Source organism: Lysobacter sp. yr284 (assembly GCF_900107375.1).
GTDB lineage: Bacteria > Pseudomonadota > Gammaproteobacteria > Xanthomonadales > Xanthomonadaceae > Lysobacter.
The window spans coordinates 92,446-108,434 of the sequence record NZ_FNPT01000017.1 but is presented as its reverse complement, the minus strand read 5'-3'; the positions used below and the strand labels follow the sequence as shown (position 1 = coordinate 108,434).

Sequence of the window (15,989 nt, the reverse complement as noted above, 5' to 3'; positions counted from 1 at the left end):
ACGAGTGACGACAAGCGACAATCAACAGCTTTCGTCCGCAAGCGGCCGAGTTACTTTCTTTTGGCAGCGCGCCAAAAGAAAGTAACCAAAGAAAAACGCTTGTTTAAGATCACTAGCCACTAAGTCCAGCACCGGGCGCGGGGACGCGCCGTAAGGGGCCTCCTGCCCCTACGGCGCACGCGCGCATCCATGCGCGCGCCCTCCGGGTCTGCGCAACCGGGGCCTCGGGCGGGGTTGCGTCCAAGCGAACAGCAACGGCAACAGCAACAGCTAGATGTTGTGGATTCCGACCTTCGCCGCAATGGCGGGTTGGGCCTGACGAGGTGTCGTGGCGCCGGCATCGCACCGGCGCCGGAGGCCGCAACGAAAAAGGCCGCGGCGATCGCCGCGGCCTTCCTCGTCCGGCGGCCTCGGCCGCGCACGTCACTTGCCCTTGCGTTGCGGCACGTAGTCCTCCTGCACCGCCTTGGCCAGCAGCGACGGCGGCAGCAGGCCCTGGTCGAGCAGGAAGTTGTTGAAGCCCAGGCGGTCGAACTTGTCGCCCAGCGCAAGTTCGGTCTGCATGCGCAGTTCCAGGATCCGGCTGTAGCCGTAGAAGTAGCTGCCGGCCTGGCCCGGGGCGTTGAACATGTAGCGGTCCAGTTCCTGCTTGGTCATCGCCTCGGAGAAACCGACCTGCTCGCCGAGGATCTTGGCGGCGCTGGCGCGGTCGGTCAGGCCGAGGTTGAGCATCGGGTCGAGGATCGCGCGCGCCGCGCGCAGCAGGCGGAACTGCAGCGCGATCAACTGCCCGTCCAGCGGCTCGTAGGGCACCATCTCGGCTTCGGCGTACAGCGCCCAGCCTTCGACGTTGACCGAGTTGAAGGCGAACATCGTGCGCGCCAGCGAGATGCCGCGCTCGACCATCGCGGTGAACTGCAGCTCGTGGCCCGGGCGGCCCTCGTGCGCCGACAGCGTCCACGCCGCCGATTCGTAGTTGAAGTCGTCGTAGTGCAGCGCCTTGCCGTCGGCGCTGGGCACCGCCACCGGCAGCACGAACTGGCCCTGCTGGCCGGTGTTGCCGACCAGCGGCGCAGGCAGGAAGTGCGGCGCCGGCTGCGCCGCCGATTCGGCCTCGCTGCCCAAGCGCATCACCATCGGCCGTTGCGGCACGTCGACGATCTTCTCCTTGCGGATGATCGGGTCGATCGCGTCGATGACCTTGCGGTAGCGGCCTTCGAGCTGGTCGTTGGGGATGGTGTCGGCCTTGAGCGCGCGGATCACCGCGACGTAGTCGTGCGGATCGGCGACCTTCAGGCCCTTGGCCTGGGCCACCAGCGGCGCCAGCTGGCGCATCGCCGCGCGCGTTTCCATGAACTCGACCTGGGCGCGCTGCATAAGCAGCTGCGGCTCGACGTCGATGCCGAACTGCTTGAGCTGGAACGCGTACAGCTCCGCCGGCAGGCGCGCGTCGGTGCGCGCCTTCGGCAGCACCTGCTCGCGGGTCCACTGGCCGTATTCGCGCAGCTGCGTTTCCATCGCCGCGAGCGCCTTGTCGGCGCCGGCGATCTTGTACTTGGCGAACAGCTTGCGGATGCCGGCGGCGTAGGTCTCGACGTTGGCCAGGGCCTGCTCGACTTCGAGCTTGGTCGGCTGCAGCAGCGCCGGGTTGCTCAGGCGCTCCTCGTAGCGCTGGCGCGCCAGCGCGGTCAGCGGCTGGCTGCCCGGCGCCTGGCCGACGTAGGCCTGCAGGCGCGCCAGCGCCTTGGCCCGGCGCTGCGGCGGGGTCTGGTCGGACAGCAGCGCGTTCATGCCCGAGAACACCGTCTGCGGCGCGTCGAACCACGGCAGCATCAGTTTCTCGTTGAGTTCGCTGCCCTGCACGCTCTGGTCGATCGCGCCGAGCAGGATCTGCAGGTCCTGGCGCACGTTCGCATCGCGCTCGAGTTCGAGCTTCTCCTGCAGCTGCGCGCGCGCCTTGGCCATCGCCGCGCGGTAGCGCTCGTTCACGCCAGGACGCAGGTCGCTGACCTTGTCGTCGTAGCCGGGGATGCCGAAGAAGGAAAAGCCCTCGGGCGAGAAATCGGCCTGGGCCTTGATCAGGATCTTGGTGTACTCGTTGCTTTGGTTGACCCAGGCCGGAACCGGCTTGGCGGCTTGGGCCGCGGCGGGCGCGGCGGCCGGCGCGGCGGCGAGGGCGGGCGCGCACAGCGCCAGGGCGATAGCGAGGACGAGCGGTTTCATGGCGGCGACCCTTGTCGGAAGTGCGGAAAGAAGAAACGGCGGCTGGCGCATGGCGTCCGCCAGCATCGGCCCGCGGACGCGTCCGGCCAAGCGCCGAAGGTCATGCGCGCGGCGTGCGGCGCGGCGGCGCGGCGGCCGGGCCGAGCGCCGCGCGGCTCACTGGTCGGCCGCGCTGCGCAGGTCGAAGCGCTCGCGCGGCGGGCCGAAGGCCTCGCCCTGCAGGCGCTGGTAGTGCCAGGTGCCGCTTTCGAACTCGCCCTGCACATCGACGCTGCCGTCGCCGCGCGGGCCGTGCAGGAACACCACGAACGCGGCCCGGCCCTGCTCGCGCTGCTCGACCACGCCCAGCGGGATCCACTTGGTCTGGATCGGCTGGCCCAGCGCCTGGGCCATGCCGGCGTCGCCGCGCACCCGCGCCATCGCTTCGCGGTAGGGCGCGGTGTCCTTGACCGAGGACATCATCACGTAGAGCGAGCCCAGGCCGACGGCCAGCGACAGCGCCATCAGCACCACGAAGCTCAGCACCAGCATCAGCACCCAATGCCGCTGCACCCAGGGTTTGCGGTACTCGGTTTCCATCGCGTCGCGTTCCTTGTCGTCGGTCGGTGGCGGGGTGGGCCGTTCAGCGCTTGAGGCAGCGTTCGAAGAAGTCTTCGGTCAGGCGCAGGCGGTGCAGGTTGTCGCGCCCGCGCAGGCCGTGCTTGGCGCCGGGGTAGGTCATCAGTTCGAACGGGCGGCCGCGCTGCTGCAGCGCGCTCATCAGCACGGTGGAGTTGGTGAACAGCACGTTGTCGTCGGCCATGCCGTGGATCAGCAGCAAGCGCGAGGTCAGCCCGTCGAGGTGTTCGAGCACGCGGCCTTCGCGGTAGCCGTCCGGGTTGTCCTTGGGCAGGCCCATGTAGCGCTCGGTGTAATGGCTGTCGTACAGGCCCCAGTCGGTGACCGGCGCGCCGGCGGCGCCGCAGGCGTACTGGTCGCTGGCCTTGGCCAGCATCATCAAGGTCATGTAGCCGCCGTTGGACCAGCCGTAGACGCCGATCTTGGCGCCGTCCACCCACGGCTGCGACTTCAGCCACTTCACCCCTTCGAGCTGGTCGGCGATCTCCACCGTGCCCTGCTTGCGGTACAGCGCGCCGCCGAACGCCGCGCCGCGGCGCGGGGTGCCGCGGTTGTCGAGCGAGAACACCACATAGCCGTGCTGGGCCAGGTACTGGTTGAAGTCCGGCGCCCACACGCGCTTGACCGACTGCGCCGCAGGGCCGCCGTAGACGTAGACCACCACCGGGTAGCGCTTGGCCGGGTCGAAGCCGGCCGGCTTGATCAGGCTGTAGTGCAGTTCGGTCTTGCCGTCGGCGGCGGCGAGCGTGCCGAACTCCAGCGGCCGCTGCGCCTTGAGGTACGGCGCGTAGGGATGCTTGGGGTCGGCCAGGTCGTTGGCGATCAGCGCGGCGATGCGGCTGCCGTCGTTGCGCCTGAGCTCCAGCTGCGGCGGCGTGGTCGGGTTCGACCAACTGTCGACGTAGACGCTGGCGTTCTTGGCGAAGCTGGCGGCGTGGATGCCGTCGTCCTTGGACAGGCGCTCGATCGCGCCGCCGGCCAGCGGCACGCGATAGACCTGGGCGTCGGTCGGGCGATCCTTGCCGGCGGCGAAATACACCTGCCCGGCGGCCTCGTCGACCGCGAGCACGCTGTCCACCGGCCAGTCGCCTGCGGTCAGCGCGGTGGCCTTGGCGCCGTCTTCCGACAGCAGGTAGAGATGCTCGTAGCCGCTGCGCTCGCTGTTCCACAGGATGCGGCCGTCGGCGAGGAAGCGCAGGTCGTCGTGCAGCGGCACCCAGGTCTTGCTGGTCTCGGTCTGCAGCGTGCGCTGCTTGCCGCTGGCCAGGTCGGTCTCGATCAGTTCGAGCGTGTGCTGGTCGCGCGACTGGCGCTGGAAGGTCAGCCGTTTGGCGTCGCGCCAATCGACCCGGGCGAGGTAGATGTCCTGCTCCTTGCCCAGGTCGATCTCGCGCGCCGCGCCGGCCGCGCCGACCGGCGCCACCAGCAGGCGCACGCGCACGTTGCGGTCGCCCGCCGCCGGATAGCGCTGCTCGACCACGTCGGTGCGGTCGGGATAGACCTCGTAGCGCTTCTGCACCGGCACCGGCGATTCGTCGATGCGGGCGAAGGCGATGGCCGAATCGTCCGGCGCCCACCAATAGCCGGTGTGGCGGTCCATTTCCTCGTCGGCGACGAATTCGGCCACGCCGTTGCCGATGGTGTCGCTGCCGTCGGCGGTGAGCTGGGTCGCCTTGCCGTCGGCCAGGTCGATCGTCCACAGGTTGCGGTCGCGCACGAAGCTCACATGGCCGCCCTTAGGCGAGAGCTTGGGATCGGTGGCGAAGCCCTCGCCGTGGGTGAGCCGGCGCACCGCGGCCTTGCCGGTCTTGGTCAGGTCGTACAGATACAGCTCGCCGCCGAGCGGGAACAGCAGGCGCTTGCCGTCGGGCGACCACTGGTAATCGACGATGCCCGACAGCGCGGCGATGCGCTGGCGCTCGCGCCGCGCCTTCTCCGCGTCGCTGAGCACTTCCGCGCCCGGCAGCACGTCGTCGGAATCCACCAGCAGCGCGGTCTTGCCGCTGGCGATGTCGTAGGCCCACAGGTCCAGGCGGTTGCGGTCGCGCGGCTTGCCGCGCAGGAAGCTCACCTTGCTGCCGTCGGGCGCCACCTTGGGCTTGAGCAGGCTCGGCCCCGACAGCGGCGCGTCGCCGGTCAGCGCTTCCAGGGTCAGGCGGCCGTCGGCCGGGGCGGCGGCGGGCGGAGCGGCGAGGGCGGGCGTGGCGGCGGTCAGCGACATGGCGAGCAGGCAGGCAGCGAGGCGGCGGGGTGTGTTCATTCGATTGGGCGGTCCGTGGCGAACGCCGCCGGCGCGGGGCCGGCAGCGGGGCGGCTGGCGTTACTGCGGATTGGGCGCCGACGACCCCGGCGTACCGAACAGGTGCTTGCGCATCTCGTCGGTCATGGCCTTGTCGGCGCGGTATACCTTGCCCATTTCGTAGGCGCGCTGGAAGGCCGGGCGTGCCGACAGGGCGTCGTGCCAGCGCTGCACGTCGGGGTAGCGGGCCAGATCGACGTGGTGCCAGTCGTGCTCGCGGGCCCAGGGATAGCAGGCGAAATCGGCGATCGACAGGGCCTCGCCGGCGATGAACGCGCGCCCGGCCAGGCGCTTGTCGAGCACGCCGTACAGGCGCTCGGTCTCGCGCTGGTAGCGGTCGATGGCGTAGGGCACCTTCTCCGGCGCGTAGCGGTTGAAGTGGTGGTTCTGGCCCAGCATCGGCCCGAAGCCGCCGACCTGCCAGAACAGCCATTCGTCGACCTCGACCCGGCCGCGCAGGTCGGCGGGGGCGAACAACCCGGTCTTTTCCGCCAGATACCGCAAGATCGCGCCGGACTCGAACACGCTGACCGCCGCGCCGCCGTCCGCCGGCGCATGGTCGACGATGGCCGGCATGCGGTTGTTCGGCGAGATCGCCAGGAACTCGGGCTTGAACTGGTCGCCGGCGCCGATGTTGACCGGCGCGATGCGGTAGGCCTGGGGCCGGCCGGCATCGGCGGCCTCTTCCAGGAACAAGGTGATCTTGTGGCCGTTCGGGGTGGGCCAGTAGTGCAGGTCGATCATGGGGGACGGACTCCGCTGAGTGGACGAACGTGCGAAAACCGGGTTTCGCGGCAGCCGGCAGTGTAAGCGCGGCCCCGCGCGAGCGGCCGTTGCGGGCCTGGAAAGGCGCGTACCAGCGCGCATGCGACGCGTGCCGCGCCTGAATGCGACGGCCGTTGCCATGGCGATGACGCCGTCGCCCGGCTACTCTTGGCCCCCCGCTTGGCGGGAATCGCTCCCTTTACTACCGCAATCGATCCGCATGACCGACCCCAAGATCAACCGACTCAATCCCCTGCCGGCCCTGATCTTCAGCTCGCGCTGGCTGCAGCTGCCGCTCTACCTGGGCCTGATCGTGGCCCAGGGCGTGTACGTGTTCCAGTTCGTGCGCGAACTGATCCACCTGATCACCGACGCGGCCAACCTCACCGAGCAGGCGATCATGCTGATCGTGCTCGGCCTGATCGACGTGGTGATGATCTCCAACCTGTTGGTGATGGTGATCGTCGGCGGCTACGAGACCTTCGTCTCGCGCCTGCGCCTGGAAGGCCATCCCGACCAGCCCGAGTGGCTGAGCCACGTCAACGCCAGCGTGCTCAAGGTCAAGCTGGCGATGGCGATCATCGGCATCTCCTCGATCCACCTGCTCAAGACCTTCATCGGCGCCGGCAGCCTGGGGCTGCCGCTGTGCGGCACGCCGGAGGCCTACGAGATGGCGCGCGCGGTCGCGGCGATGACCGCCAACGGCACCCTGGAAAAGGCGATGCGCTGCACCGACATCACCGAGCAAGGGGTGATGTGGCAGGCCCTGATCCATTTGCTGTTCATCGTCTCGGCGGTCGGCATCGCCTGGACCGACAAGCTGATGAGCGCCGGGATCAAGGCGGCCAAGAACGCCCATTGAGGCCCGTCTGCATCGCGGGCCGGGAAGCCGGCTCGCGATTGGCTTTCGCTGTAGGCGCGGTGTCGCGGTCGCGGCTCGCGCCGCTCCTGCAAGGGACGGCATCCGGATTCGTCCCGGACTGTAGGCGCGGCGCAAGCCGCGACCGCGCCGAAGCGACAACGACGAACCCCGCCTATTCGCCGTCGCCATCGGCCGAAGAGCGCACCGCCACCGCCGCCCGCGGCCCCACGATCGCCGCGCGCAAGCGCGCCGCCGCGGCCTCCTGCGAAAACCGCAGCGCCTCGCCCTGGGTTTCGATGCCCAGCGCCGCGTAGTCGGCCTGCAGCGACGGAAACCCGGTCATCGCCGCGTGCCGCGCGTACGTGCGCGCCAGCGTGCCGCCGCCGCCGGCGCGGTCGAGCGCGGCGATGAACGCTTGCGGCGTGGTGCGGCTGTCCTCGCGCAGGCAGCAGCGCGCGTACGCCGCCAGCACCTCGTCCAGGCTGCGTCCGCGCTCGCGCCGCAGGCTCAGGTCCGCGTCCAGCCAGAACGCCGCGCCGGCCCAGTAGATGCGCATCGTGCTGGCGCGGCTCCAGCCGACCTGGTCCATGCGCGCATCGCCGCCGTCGGCGCGGCCGCGGCGGAAGCCGGCGTCCAGGCGTCGCCAGGCCTCGTCGCCGTCGAGCAGGCCGGCGCGCGCGCGCAGCACGTTCTGGTAATAGCTCGCCAGGCCTTCGGCCAGCCAGCGGCCGTCGTCGCCGAGGAAGGGATGGAACAGGTGCGCCAGTTCGTGCACCGCGGTCCAGTCCGCGCGCAGTTCGTCGCGGCCCGCGTCCTCGCGCACGTACAGCAGCACCGACACGCCGTCCTCGCGCACGGTCTGGCCCCACGGCACCGGACTGGGATCGCGGCCGCGGCGCGGCACCAGGCGGATGCGCACCGTCGCCTCGCGCAGCGGGAACGCGCCGAACGCGGTCAGCTGGGCGCGCGCGCATTCGGCCAGCCAGCGCTGCAGTTCTTCGGCGCGCGCGCGGCCGGGCGGGTTCTCGACGATCACCCGCAGGCGCCGCTCGCCCACGCGCAGCACGCGCTCGCTGGGCGCGGCGGCGGCCTGCGCCGCGACCGGCTGCGCCGCGAGCGGCGCGGGCGCCAGCGTCGCGCCGGCCAGCGCGAGCAGCGCGGCGGCGGCGAGCGACCGGTTCATCGACACGTTCATCCGCACACGCCGGCGCATCGCCACCTCGCCGCGCGGGAGGGTTCCCGCGCCCGGACCGTTACAATAGCCGCATGGACGTATCGCATCTGCTCGACGCTCTCAACCCGGCCCAGCGCGAAGCCGTTTCGGCGCCGCCGGGGCATTATCTGGTCCTCGCCGGCGCCGGCAGCGGCAAGACCCGCGTGCTGACCCACCGCATCGCCTGGCTCAACGAGGTGCTCGGGGTGCCGACCCACGGCATCCTCGCGGTCACCTTTACGAACAAAGCCGCCGGAGAGATGCGCGCGCGCGTCGACGCGCAGCTGGCGCGCGGCGCGCGCGGCATGTGGATCGGCACCTTCCACGGCCTGGCCCACCGCCTGCTGCGCCTGCACTGGCAGGAGGCCAAGCTGCCCGAGGGCTTCCAGGTGCTCGACAGCGACGACCAACTGCGCCTGGTCAAGCGCGTGGTGCAGGCGCTGGAGCTGGACGACACCCGCTTCCCGCCGCGCCAGATCGCCTGGTGGATCAACGCGCAGAAGGACGAGGGCCGGCGCCCGCGCAACATCCAGCCCGGCGGCGACGAGTGGCAGGACGCGATGCTGCGCTGCTACGAGGCCTACCAGGAACGCTGCGAACGCGCCGGCCTGGTCGATTTCGCCGAACTGCTGCTGCGCGCGCACGAGCTGCTGCGCGACAGCCCGGCGTTGCTGAGCCACTACCGCACCCGGTTCCGCGAGATCCTGGTCGACGAGTTCCAGGACACCAACGCGATCCAGTACGCCTTCGTGCGCGTGCTCGCCGGCGACAGCGGCCACGTGTTCGTGGTCGGCGACGACGACCAGGCCATCTACGGCTGGCGCGGCGCCAAGGTCGAGAACGTGCAGCGCTTCCTGCGCGACTTCCCCGGCGCCCAGACCATCCGCCTGGAGCAGAACTACCGCTCCAGCGCGAACATCCTCGACGCGGCCAACGCGGTCATCGCCCACAACCCCGACCGCCTGGGCAAGAAGCTGTGGACCGACACCGGCCACGGCGAGGCGATCGACCTGTACGCGGCCTACAACGAGATGGACGAGGCGCGTTTCGTGGTCGAGCGCCTGCGCCAGTGGGTGCGCGACGGCGGCAGCTACGGCGACGTGGCCGTGCTCTACCGCAGCAACGCCCAGTCGCGCGCGTTCGAAGAGGCGTTGCTGTCGGAGCAGGTGCCGTACCGCGTCTACGGCGGCCAGCGCTTCTTCGAGCGCGCGGAAATCAAGGACACCCTGGCCTACCTGCGCCTGATCGCCAACCGCGCCGACGACGCCGCGTTCGAGCGTGCGGTCAACACGCCGACCCGCGGCATCGGCGAGCGCACCCTCGACGAGGTGCGCAAGCGCGCCCGCGGCGACGCGGTGGCGCTGTGGGAGGCCGCGCGCCGGACCGCCGCCGAGACCGTGCTGGCGGCGCGCGCGCGCAACGCGCTGGCCGGCTTCGCGCTGATGATCGACACCCTGGACAGCGACGTGGCGCAGATGCCGCTGCCGGAGAAGATCGACCACGTGCTGCAGCGCTCGGGCCTGCGCGAGCACTACGCCAACGAATCGCGCGGCCAGCTCGATTCGCGCACCGACAACCTCGACGAACTGGTCTCGGTGGCTTCGCGCTTCGCCCGCAGCGACGAGGACGAAAACGCGCAGATGCCCGAGCTGATCGCATTCCTGAGCTACGCCGCGCTCGAAGCCGGCGAAGGCCAGGCCCAGGCCGGCGAAGACGGCGTGCAGCTGATGACCCTGCACAGCGCCAAGGGTCTGGAATTCCCGTTGGTGTTCCTCGGCGGCCTGGAAGAGGGCCTGTTCCCGAGCGGGCGTTCGACCGAGGAATCCGGGCGCCTGGAAGAGGAGCGGCGGCTGGCCTACGTCGGCATCACCCGCGCGCGCGACAAGCTGGTGCTGAGCTACGCCGAGACCCGGCGCATCCACGGCACCGACATGTACGGCGTGCCCTCGCGCTTCCTGCGCGAGATCCCCGCGCCGCTGCTCAACGAAGTGCGGCCGAAGGTGCAGGTGTCGCGGCCGATGTACCGCGCCGCGCCGCGCCGCGACATGGGCCACGCGCGCATCGACGAATCGCCGATCAAGCTCGGCGCCCAGGTGCGTCACGGCACTTTCGGCGTCGGCACCGTCACCGACTACGAAGGCGACGGCGCGCACGCGCGGGTGCAGGTCAATTTCGACGACGTCGGCAGCAAGTGGCTGGTGCTGGCATACGCGAACCTGCAGCCGGCCTGAGGTTGTGGGAGGGCTTCAGGGCCGACGCTTTGCGGTCCGATGCGGCCGGTCTGCGGCGGCCTGAGCGAACAGCGTCGGGGCTCAAGCCCCTCCCACAACAGCCCGCTCCGTGGAGGATCTCGCCGCTCTTGTGGGAGGGCCTTCAGACCCGACGCTGTCCGCTCCGACGAAGCCGATCTCCAACGGCCTGAGCCAAGAGATTGGCGCTGCAGCTACAACCGCTAGAACGCGTACCGCACCGTCAACTGATACACCGGCCCCGCTTTCTCGGTCTCGCGCTCGTACTCGTCGTAGTCGCGATCGACCTGGTCGCCGAAGGTGTCGAACTTGTGGAACGCCTCGTCCTTCGACGCGTCCAGCAGATTCGAGCCGGTCAGCCGCACCGCCACCTGCGAGCCGAAGCGCTTCTCCACGAACGCCTCAAGATCGGCGCCGTAGTCGGTGCTCACTTCCTCGCCGAGCACGCGCGAGGCCGCGCCGCCCTGGCGACGGTAGCTGGCGCCGAACGACACGCCCCACTCGGGCAGGTCCTGGATGAAGCCGAGGTTGAGCACGAAGCGCGGCTGGTTGTTGAAGCGGCGCCGGCCGAATTCGTCGTCGACTTCGCTATCGAGCCAGGAGTAATTGAGGAACACGCCGGTGTGCTCCAGCCCCAGCGCGGTCAGCGGCGTGGACAGGTCGAACTCCGCGCCCCACGCGCGCCCGTCGCCGACGTTGGCGGCGGTGAACACGAAGCTGTCCGGGTCGAACGCGGGATAGCCCGGCGCGCCCGGCCCGGCGCCGGGATGCTCGTCGAGGAACTCCTCGACCGCGTCCTCGTGGTCCTCCAGCGCCTTGGCGCTGGGACGGCCGGTGCCGGTCACTTCGATCAGGTCGCGCACCTTGCGGTAGAACAGGTTGAAGCCGACCACGCCGCGCCGGCCGAGCCGGCGCTCGTAGCCCAGGTCCAGGCCCCACGCGGTTTCCGGGCGCAGCTGCGGATTGCCGATGAAGTCGTTGTCGCCGTATTCCTCTTCCAGCATCAGCGGCAGCAGCTTGTCGAAGTCCGGGCGACGCACGGTGCGCGCGAGCGAGGCGCTGATGCGGTCCTGCCCGGTCAGGTCGAAGCGCAGGTGCGCCGAGGGCAGCAGCAGGTTGTAGTCCTTGTCGTGGCGCTGCCGCGGCGCGTCGGCCTCCTCGCGCAGGTTGATGCGCGCGCGGGTGGTCTCGTAGCGCAGGCCGGTTTCCCAGTCCAGCCGGCCGCGCGTGCCCGACAGCATCGCGTACGGGTCGGCGCGGCGTTCCTGGATGCGGCTGCGCTGGCGGTCGAACTCGGCGTACGGCGGAAGCGGCTGGCCTTCCTTCTTCGCCTCCACCTCGCTGGTGCGCAGCGAACTGTCGCGGCGCTTGTCGACGCCGTCGACGCCGAACTCGAACTTCGCCGCGCCGAGTTCGCGCTTGTGCGCGAGCTTGAGGTCGAACTCGCGGTCGCGCGCATCGGTGAGGACGCGCGCGCCTTCGAAGCCGTCGAACGACGGCGGCGAGTCCTCGTTGTCGTAGCCGGTTTCCTGCTCGGTGTCGAAGCGGTCGTCGTCGAAGCGGGCGTAGCCCAGGTCGATCTCGCTGCGGCCGCCGGCCATGTCGAAGGCGTAGGACGCGCCGAGCACCAGGTTCTTCTGGTCGATGTCGACCTTCTGGTCGTTGACCGACAGCAGATGCTCGCGTGAACGGCGGGAGGGGTGGTCGTATTCGCGCGAATGCTCGGTCTCGCTGCGGTCGGTGCGCACGTAGAAACCGTCCAGGCGCAGCCGGCCGCTGCCGATCTCGCGCACGTACGACAGGTTGCCGGAGGTGTCGGTGCCGTCGCGCACGTCGCTCTGGTCCTCGCGGTCGACGAAGTCGCCGCCCAGCGATTCGAAACGGTCGCTGCGCTTGCGCTTGGGGTTGTGCCGGCCCTGCACGTTGAGGCCGCCGAGCAGCCGGCCGCCGGCGAATTCGCCGCTGCCGACCGCGCCGAGCACCGGCTTGGTCTTGCCGTCGTCGAAATGCATGGCGCCGGCGCGCAGGTAGCCGCCGTCGAATTCGTAGGCGTCGCGCAGCACGATGTTGAGCGCTCCGGCGACCGCGTCGCCGGAGCGGATGGCGCTGGGGCTGCGCACGATCTCGATGCGCTCGACCAGCTCGGCCGGAATGCGGTCGACGTAGAACGAACGGTCGCCGCCGGCGCCGGGCACCTTCTTGCCGTTGATCAGGATCTGGGTGTAGCCCGGATCCAGCCCGCGCAGCCGCGCGCCGTCGTACTCGAGCACGTCGGAGACGAAGCCGACGCTGGGCACGCGCTTGAGCATGTCGCCGACGGTCAGCGGCTCGAAGCGCTGGAAGTAGTCCAGGCCGTAGCTCAGCGTCGGCGCGGTGGCGTCGCTGCGGTCGCGGTAGGCGATCTCGCCGGTGACGGTGACGCGGTCGAGCTCGGTGGCGCGGCGTTCGTTGTCGAGCTCGACTTCGGCGGCGGCGGCCGGCGCGCCGCAGGCGGCCAGCAGCGCGGCGCACAGCGCATGGCGGCGGCGGAACGGGATGGACTGCATGCTGCGCATCGAAAGCTCGCCGGGCGAAGTTGGCGAGCGTTGTAGGTCAGGGCGATGGCAGGACGATGACCGCGCCGGCGCGCAAGCGACGAACGGGCGTTGCCGTCGGCGCTGCGGCGGCTGCGCCGCGCTTGTCATGAAAGCGGCACGTGACGGTTCTATAACAGCGGCAGGGGACCGTCCACGTCGTCCAAGCCATCCGGGTGTCGCGCATGCCGAAATTTTCCGTCCTCGCCGCCGGGCTCGCGGCGGCCGCGAGCGTGGCCGCGCTGGTCAGTTGCGCCACGCCGCAGGCCGCGCGCAGCGCCGCCGATGCGGCACCGGCGATCGCCGCGGACGCGCGGCCCGGCGACAACGAACCCGACCGACGCGCGGCCGAGGCCGGCGACCCGTTGCTGGCCCAGTCCGGCGTCGCCCACCAGGTGCTCGCCGAAGCGTTCCTGACCGCGTCCACGCCCGACGACAACATCGACTCGCCGGCGATCTGGCGCGCCCCCAACGGTCGCCTGTGGTTGCTGGCCACGGCCAAGCAGGGCGACGGCCTGGCGATCTACGACGGCGACAACGGCGAGCGCGTCGGCCGGTACGGCCGCAGCGGCGCCGCGCCGGGCCAGTTCCGCCGGCCCAACGGCATCGCCGTATCCGGCGACCTGGCCTTCGTGGTCGAGCGCGACAACCATCGCGTGCAGGTCCTGCATCTGTCGCTGCCGCCGGCGCGCAGCGCGCAGCCGGGTGTGGCCGATAAGCGCACGCCGCAACTGCGCCCGCTGGCCAGCTTCGGCGAGGCCGAGCTGCGGCAGCCCTACGGCCTGTGGGTGCGCCAAACCGCGCCGGGCACGCTCGAAGCCATCGTCACCGACGCCTACATGGCCGGCGAGGACGCCAACGGCGACGCGATCGCGCCGCCGCTGGAGCAACTGGGCCGGCGCCTGCAGCGCTACGAACTCACGCTCGGCGCCGGCGCGCCGCAGGTGCGCCACCTCGGCGCGTTCGGCGACACCACCGCCGCAGGCGCGATCCGCGTCCCCGAATCGGTGTGGGGCGATCCCGCCCACGACCGCCTGCTGATCGCCGAGGAAGACCTCGCCGCCGGCACCGCGCTGCGCGAATACGGCCTCGACGGCCGCTACCGCGGCCGCACCATCGGCCAGGGCTTGTTCAAGGCCCAGGCCGAAGGCATCGCCCTGTGGCAATGCGCCGACGGCAGTGGTTACTGGATCGCCACCGACCAGTACAAGGACCGCAGCCTGTTCCATGTGTTCGATCGCGCCAGCCTTCAGCACCTGGGCGCGTTCGCCGGCCGCAGTGTCGGCAACACCGACGGCGTGTGGCTGCAGCAGACCGGCTCGGTGCGCTTCCCCGACGGCGCTTTCTACGCCGTGCACGACGACCAGGCGGTGGCCGCGTTCGATTGGCGCGAGATCGCGAAGACGCTGGGCCTGCGGGCGCAGTGCCAGGCCTGAGCGGCGCGGCGCGCGGCCTCAGCCGCCCGCCGCCTCGTTGAACTTGAACGACTTCAGGATCAGATCGAAGCCGGGCTTGGCCTGCGCCAGGTCTTCGTCGGCGCTCTGGGTGACCAGGAACGCGGTGCGGCGCGCGCCGGTGATCTTGTGGTACTCGCGCAGGTGCGGGACTTTCACCCCGCCCAGGCTCACCGTGTAGTGCTCGCGGATGGTGCCGTCGGCGAACGCGGAAAGATCGAAGCGGCTTTGCCGGCCCAGCGCGCCGGGCATCTGCTTGTCGGCTTCGGCCGAGAAGCTGCGGGCGAACTCTTCCAGCTCGCGGTTGCGGTCGGACTGGACCATGGCGATGAACACCGCCGAGCCTGGGCTTTCCACGGTGAGGTAATGCACGCCGCCCAGGCGTTGGTCGTCGGCGAGCTTCCAGTTGCCGGGAATCTGCACCTGCACGCCGAGACGGTCGTAAGCCTTGGGCTGGGCGACGTTGGCCGCGGGTTCGCCGCAGGCGGCGAGCAGCGCGACCAGCGCCAAGGCCAAACCGCGAACGCAGACAGCGCGCAAACCGGGCATGCGTGTCATCGACTCCGTCCTGCTGTAGTCGCCCCCTGTGGGCACGGGCCACCCTAGCAGGCCCGCCGCCAGAACGCGCGTGCCGGACGGCCCGGATCGGCAAAGCGCAGCGAAGGCGATCGAGAACGAGGCGAGCGTGCGCGACCGCGGCGCCGCAGGCGGCGTCCGCGAGGTTGCTTCAAGGCGGTCGTGTGCGCGAACGTGGCGGGCAGCGACTTCAGCGCGCCGCGTCGCCGGAGCCGCTCAATCCAGCTTCACCCCGAAGTGGAACGCCTCGATCCGCAGCCGCTCGCGCAGATAGAACGCATGCGCGTCCTGCCGCTGGGTGCCCGAATCCAGTTGCAGCCGCGCGCAGCCCAGACGCCTGGCCTCGGCCTTGAGCCAATCCAGCAGCGTCTTGCCGTAGCCGCGGCTGCGCACGGTCTGATCGACGATCAGGTCGTCCACGTACACGTGCAGCCCGACCGCGAGCATCTCCATCACCCGCCAGCACGCGAACGCGCGCGGCGCGCCGTCGTCGTCGAAGACGACCGTGGCGCGGCAGCCCTGGGCGATCTGGCGATGCATCTGGGCGAGGAAGCGCTCTTCGTCGAACTCGGGGCGCAACTGCGCGACCAGCGGCCAGACGGCGCGCAGGTCGGTGTCGCCGGTAAGGGTGCGGATCGTGGTCATGACGGCAGGGGCCAGCGGATAGGAGTCAGCAGATAGCGAAAGGCCGGCGCGGCCGCCTTTCGCTATCTGCTGACGCCTACTCGCTATCTTCCCGCACTACGGCCTTACCAACTGAACAACTTGAAATACACCGGCGACACCGTGCCTTCGCCCTTGCTCGCATCGAGGCGGCCGTCGCCGTTCTCGTCGACCAGGTAATACGTCGGCCCGCGCGCGGGCACCACCTTGACCACGCGCAACTGGCCGGCGACGCGGTATTCCTCGATGGTGTCGCCGTTCTCGACCGTGCGGGTGCGCACCTCGGCGTTGCTCAGCCCGGCGGTGGGATCGGCGGCGTTGGCGGCGCCGCCGGTGCTGGCGCAACCGGCCAGGGCCAGCGCCAGCAGCGCGGCGGCGAAGGCGGCTCGGGGGGCGTGGGGGGCGCGCATGGCGGTTCTCCGGGGTGCAGGGCGACAGCATACGCCGCGCGGCCGTTAAGCGTGCGCATCCGCGCCGCGCCCGCGTCCGCGCCG

12 protein-coding genes are annotated in these 15,989 nt (G+C 70.5%); 3 read left to right on the top strand and 9 right to left on the bottom strand.

The features are described from left to right. Positions 1–423: 423 nt before the first annotated feature. From BLV01_RS19995 to BLV01_RS19980, 4 genes are all read right to left on the bottom strand, one after another. The gene (locus BLV01_RS19995; RefSeq protein ID WP_091804157.1) at positions 424–2,223 is read right to left on the bottom strand and encodes a DUF885 domain-containing protein; all 1,800 of its coding nucleotides are present in this window, start codon (positions 2,221–2,223) and stop codon (positions 424–426) included. A 156-nt stretch (positions 2,224–2,379) separates the two neighbouring features. Beyond that, positions 2,380–2,802: a cytochrome c oxidase assembly factor Coa1 family protein gene (locus tag BLV01_RS19990; protein ID WP_091804155.1), complete on the bottom strand. Its 423-nt coding sequence runs from the start codon at positions 2,800–2,802 to the stop codon at positions 2,380–2,382. 43 nt (positions 2,803–2,845) lie between these two features. Further along, positions 2,846–5,062, bottom strand: coding sequence for a S9 family peptidase (locus BLV01_RS19985; protein ID WP_091804152.1), 2,217 nt, complete (start codon positions 5,060–5,062; stop codon positions 2,846–2,848). A gap of 99 nt (positions 5,063–5,161) precedes the next feature. Continuing rightward, complete coding sequence (locus BLV01_RS19980) at positions 5,162–5,884, bottom strand: glutathione binding-like protein (protein ID WP_091804149.1); 723 nt, start codon at positions 5,882–5,884, stop codon at positions 5,162–5,164. A 241-nt stretch (positions 5,885–6,125) separates the two neighbouring features. Here BLV01_RS19980 and BLV01_RS19975 point away from each other — a divergent pair, with 241 nt between their 5' ends. Continuing rightward, positions 6,126–6,767 carry a TIGR00645 family protein gene (locus tag BLV01_RS19975; RefSeq protein ID WP_091804146.1) on the top strand — a complete coding sequence of 214 codons (642 nt, stop codon included), beginning with the start codon at positions 6,126–6,128 and terminating at the stop codon, positions 6,765–6,767. A gap of 172 nt (positions 6,768–6,939) precedes the next feature. Here the strand turns inward: BLV01_RS19975 and BLV01_RS19970 are convergent, their stop codons facing one another. Continuing rightward, on the bottom strand, positions 6,940–7,950 hold the full coding sequence (locus BLV01_RS19970; protein WP_175486130.1) for a M61 family metallopeptidase: 1,011 nt from the start codon (positions 7,948–7,950) through the stop codon (positions 6,940–6,942). An 83-nt stretch (positions 7,951–8,033) separates the two neighbouring features. On the opposite strand from BLV01_RS19970, the gene uvrD reads away from it, so the two are divergent. Then, positions 8,034–10,211: a DNA helicase II gene (gene uvrD, locus BLV01_RS19965; protein WP_091804139.1), complete on the top strand. Its 2,178-nt coding sequence runs from the start codon at positions 8,034–8,036 to the stop codon at positions 10,209–10,211. 221 nt (positions 10,212–10,432) lie between these two features. Here uvrD and BLV01_RS19960 read toward each other — a convergent pair whose 3' ends face one another. Further along, positions 10,433–12,775 carry a TonB-dependent receptor plug domain-containing protein gene (locus tag BLV01_RS19960; RefSeq protein WP_254782704.1) on the bottom strand — a complete coding sequence of 781 codons (2,343 nt, stop codon included), beginning with the start codon at positions 12,773–12,775 and terminating at the stop codon, positions 10,433–10,435. Positions 12,776–12,987: 212 nt separating this feature from the next. Here BLV01_RS19960 and BLV01_RS19955 point away from each other — a divergent pair, with 212 nt between their 5' ends. After that, positions 12,988–14,238 (top strand): hypothetical protein, encoded by a 1,251-nt coding sequence (locus tag BLV01_RS19955; RefSeq protein ID WP_091804134.1) that lies wholly within the window; start codon positions 12,988–12,990, stop codon positions 14,236–14,238. A gap of 18 nt (positions 14,239–14,256) precedes the next feature. Here BLV01_RS19955 and BLV01_RS19950 read toward each other — a convergent pair whose 3' ends face one another. The 3 genes from BLV01_RS19950 to BLV01_RS19940 form a co-directional block, all read right to left on the bottom strand. Then, positions 14,257–14,814 carry a hypothetical protein gene (locus BLV01_RS19950; protein ID WP_139178903.1) on the bottom strand — a complete coding sequence of 186 codons (558 nt, stop codon included), beginning with the start codon at positions 14,812–14,814 and terminating at the stop codon, positions 14,257–14,259. A gap of 234 nt (positions 14,815–15,048) precedes the next feature. After that, on the bottom strand, positions 15,049–15,477 hold the full coding sequence (locus tag BLV01_RS19945) for a GNAT family N-acetyltransferase (RefSeq protein ID WP_091804128.1): 429 nt from the start codon (positions 15,475–15,477) through the stop codon (positions 15,049–15,051). Between the two features lie 104 nt (positions 15,478–15,581). Further along, positions 15,582–15,905 (bottom strand): DUF2782 domain-containing protein, encoded by a 324-nt coding sequence (locus BLV01_RS19940; RefSeq protein ID WP_057949430.1) that lies wholly within the window; start codon positions 15,903–15,905, stop codon positions 15,582–15,584. Positions 15,906–15,989 lie beyond the last annotated feature (84 nt).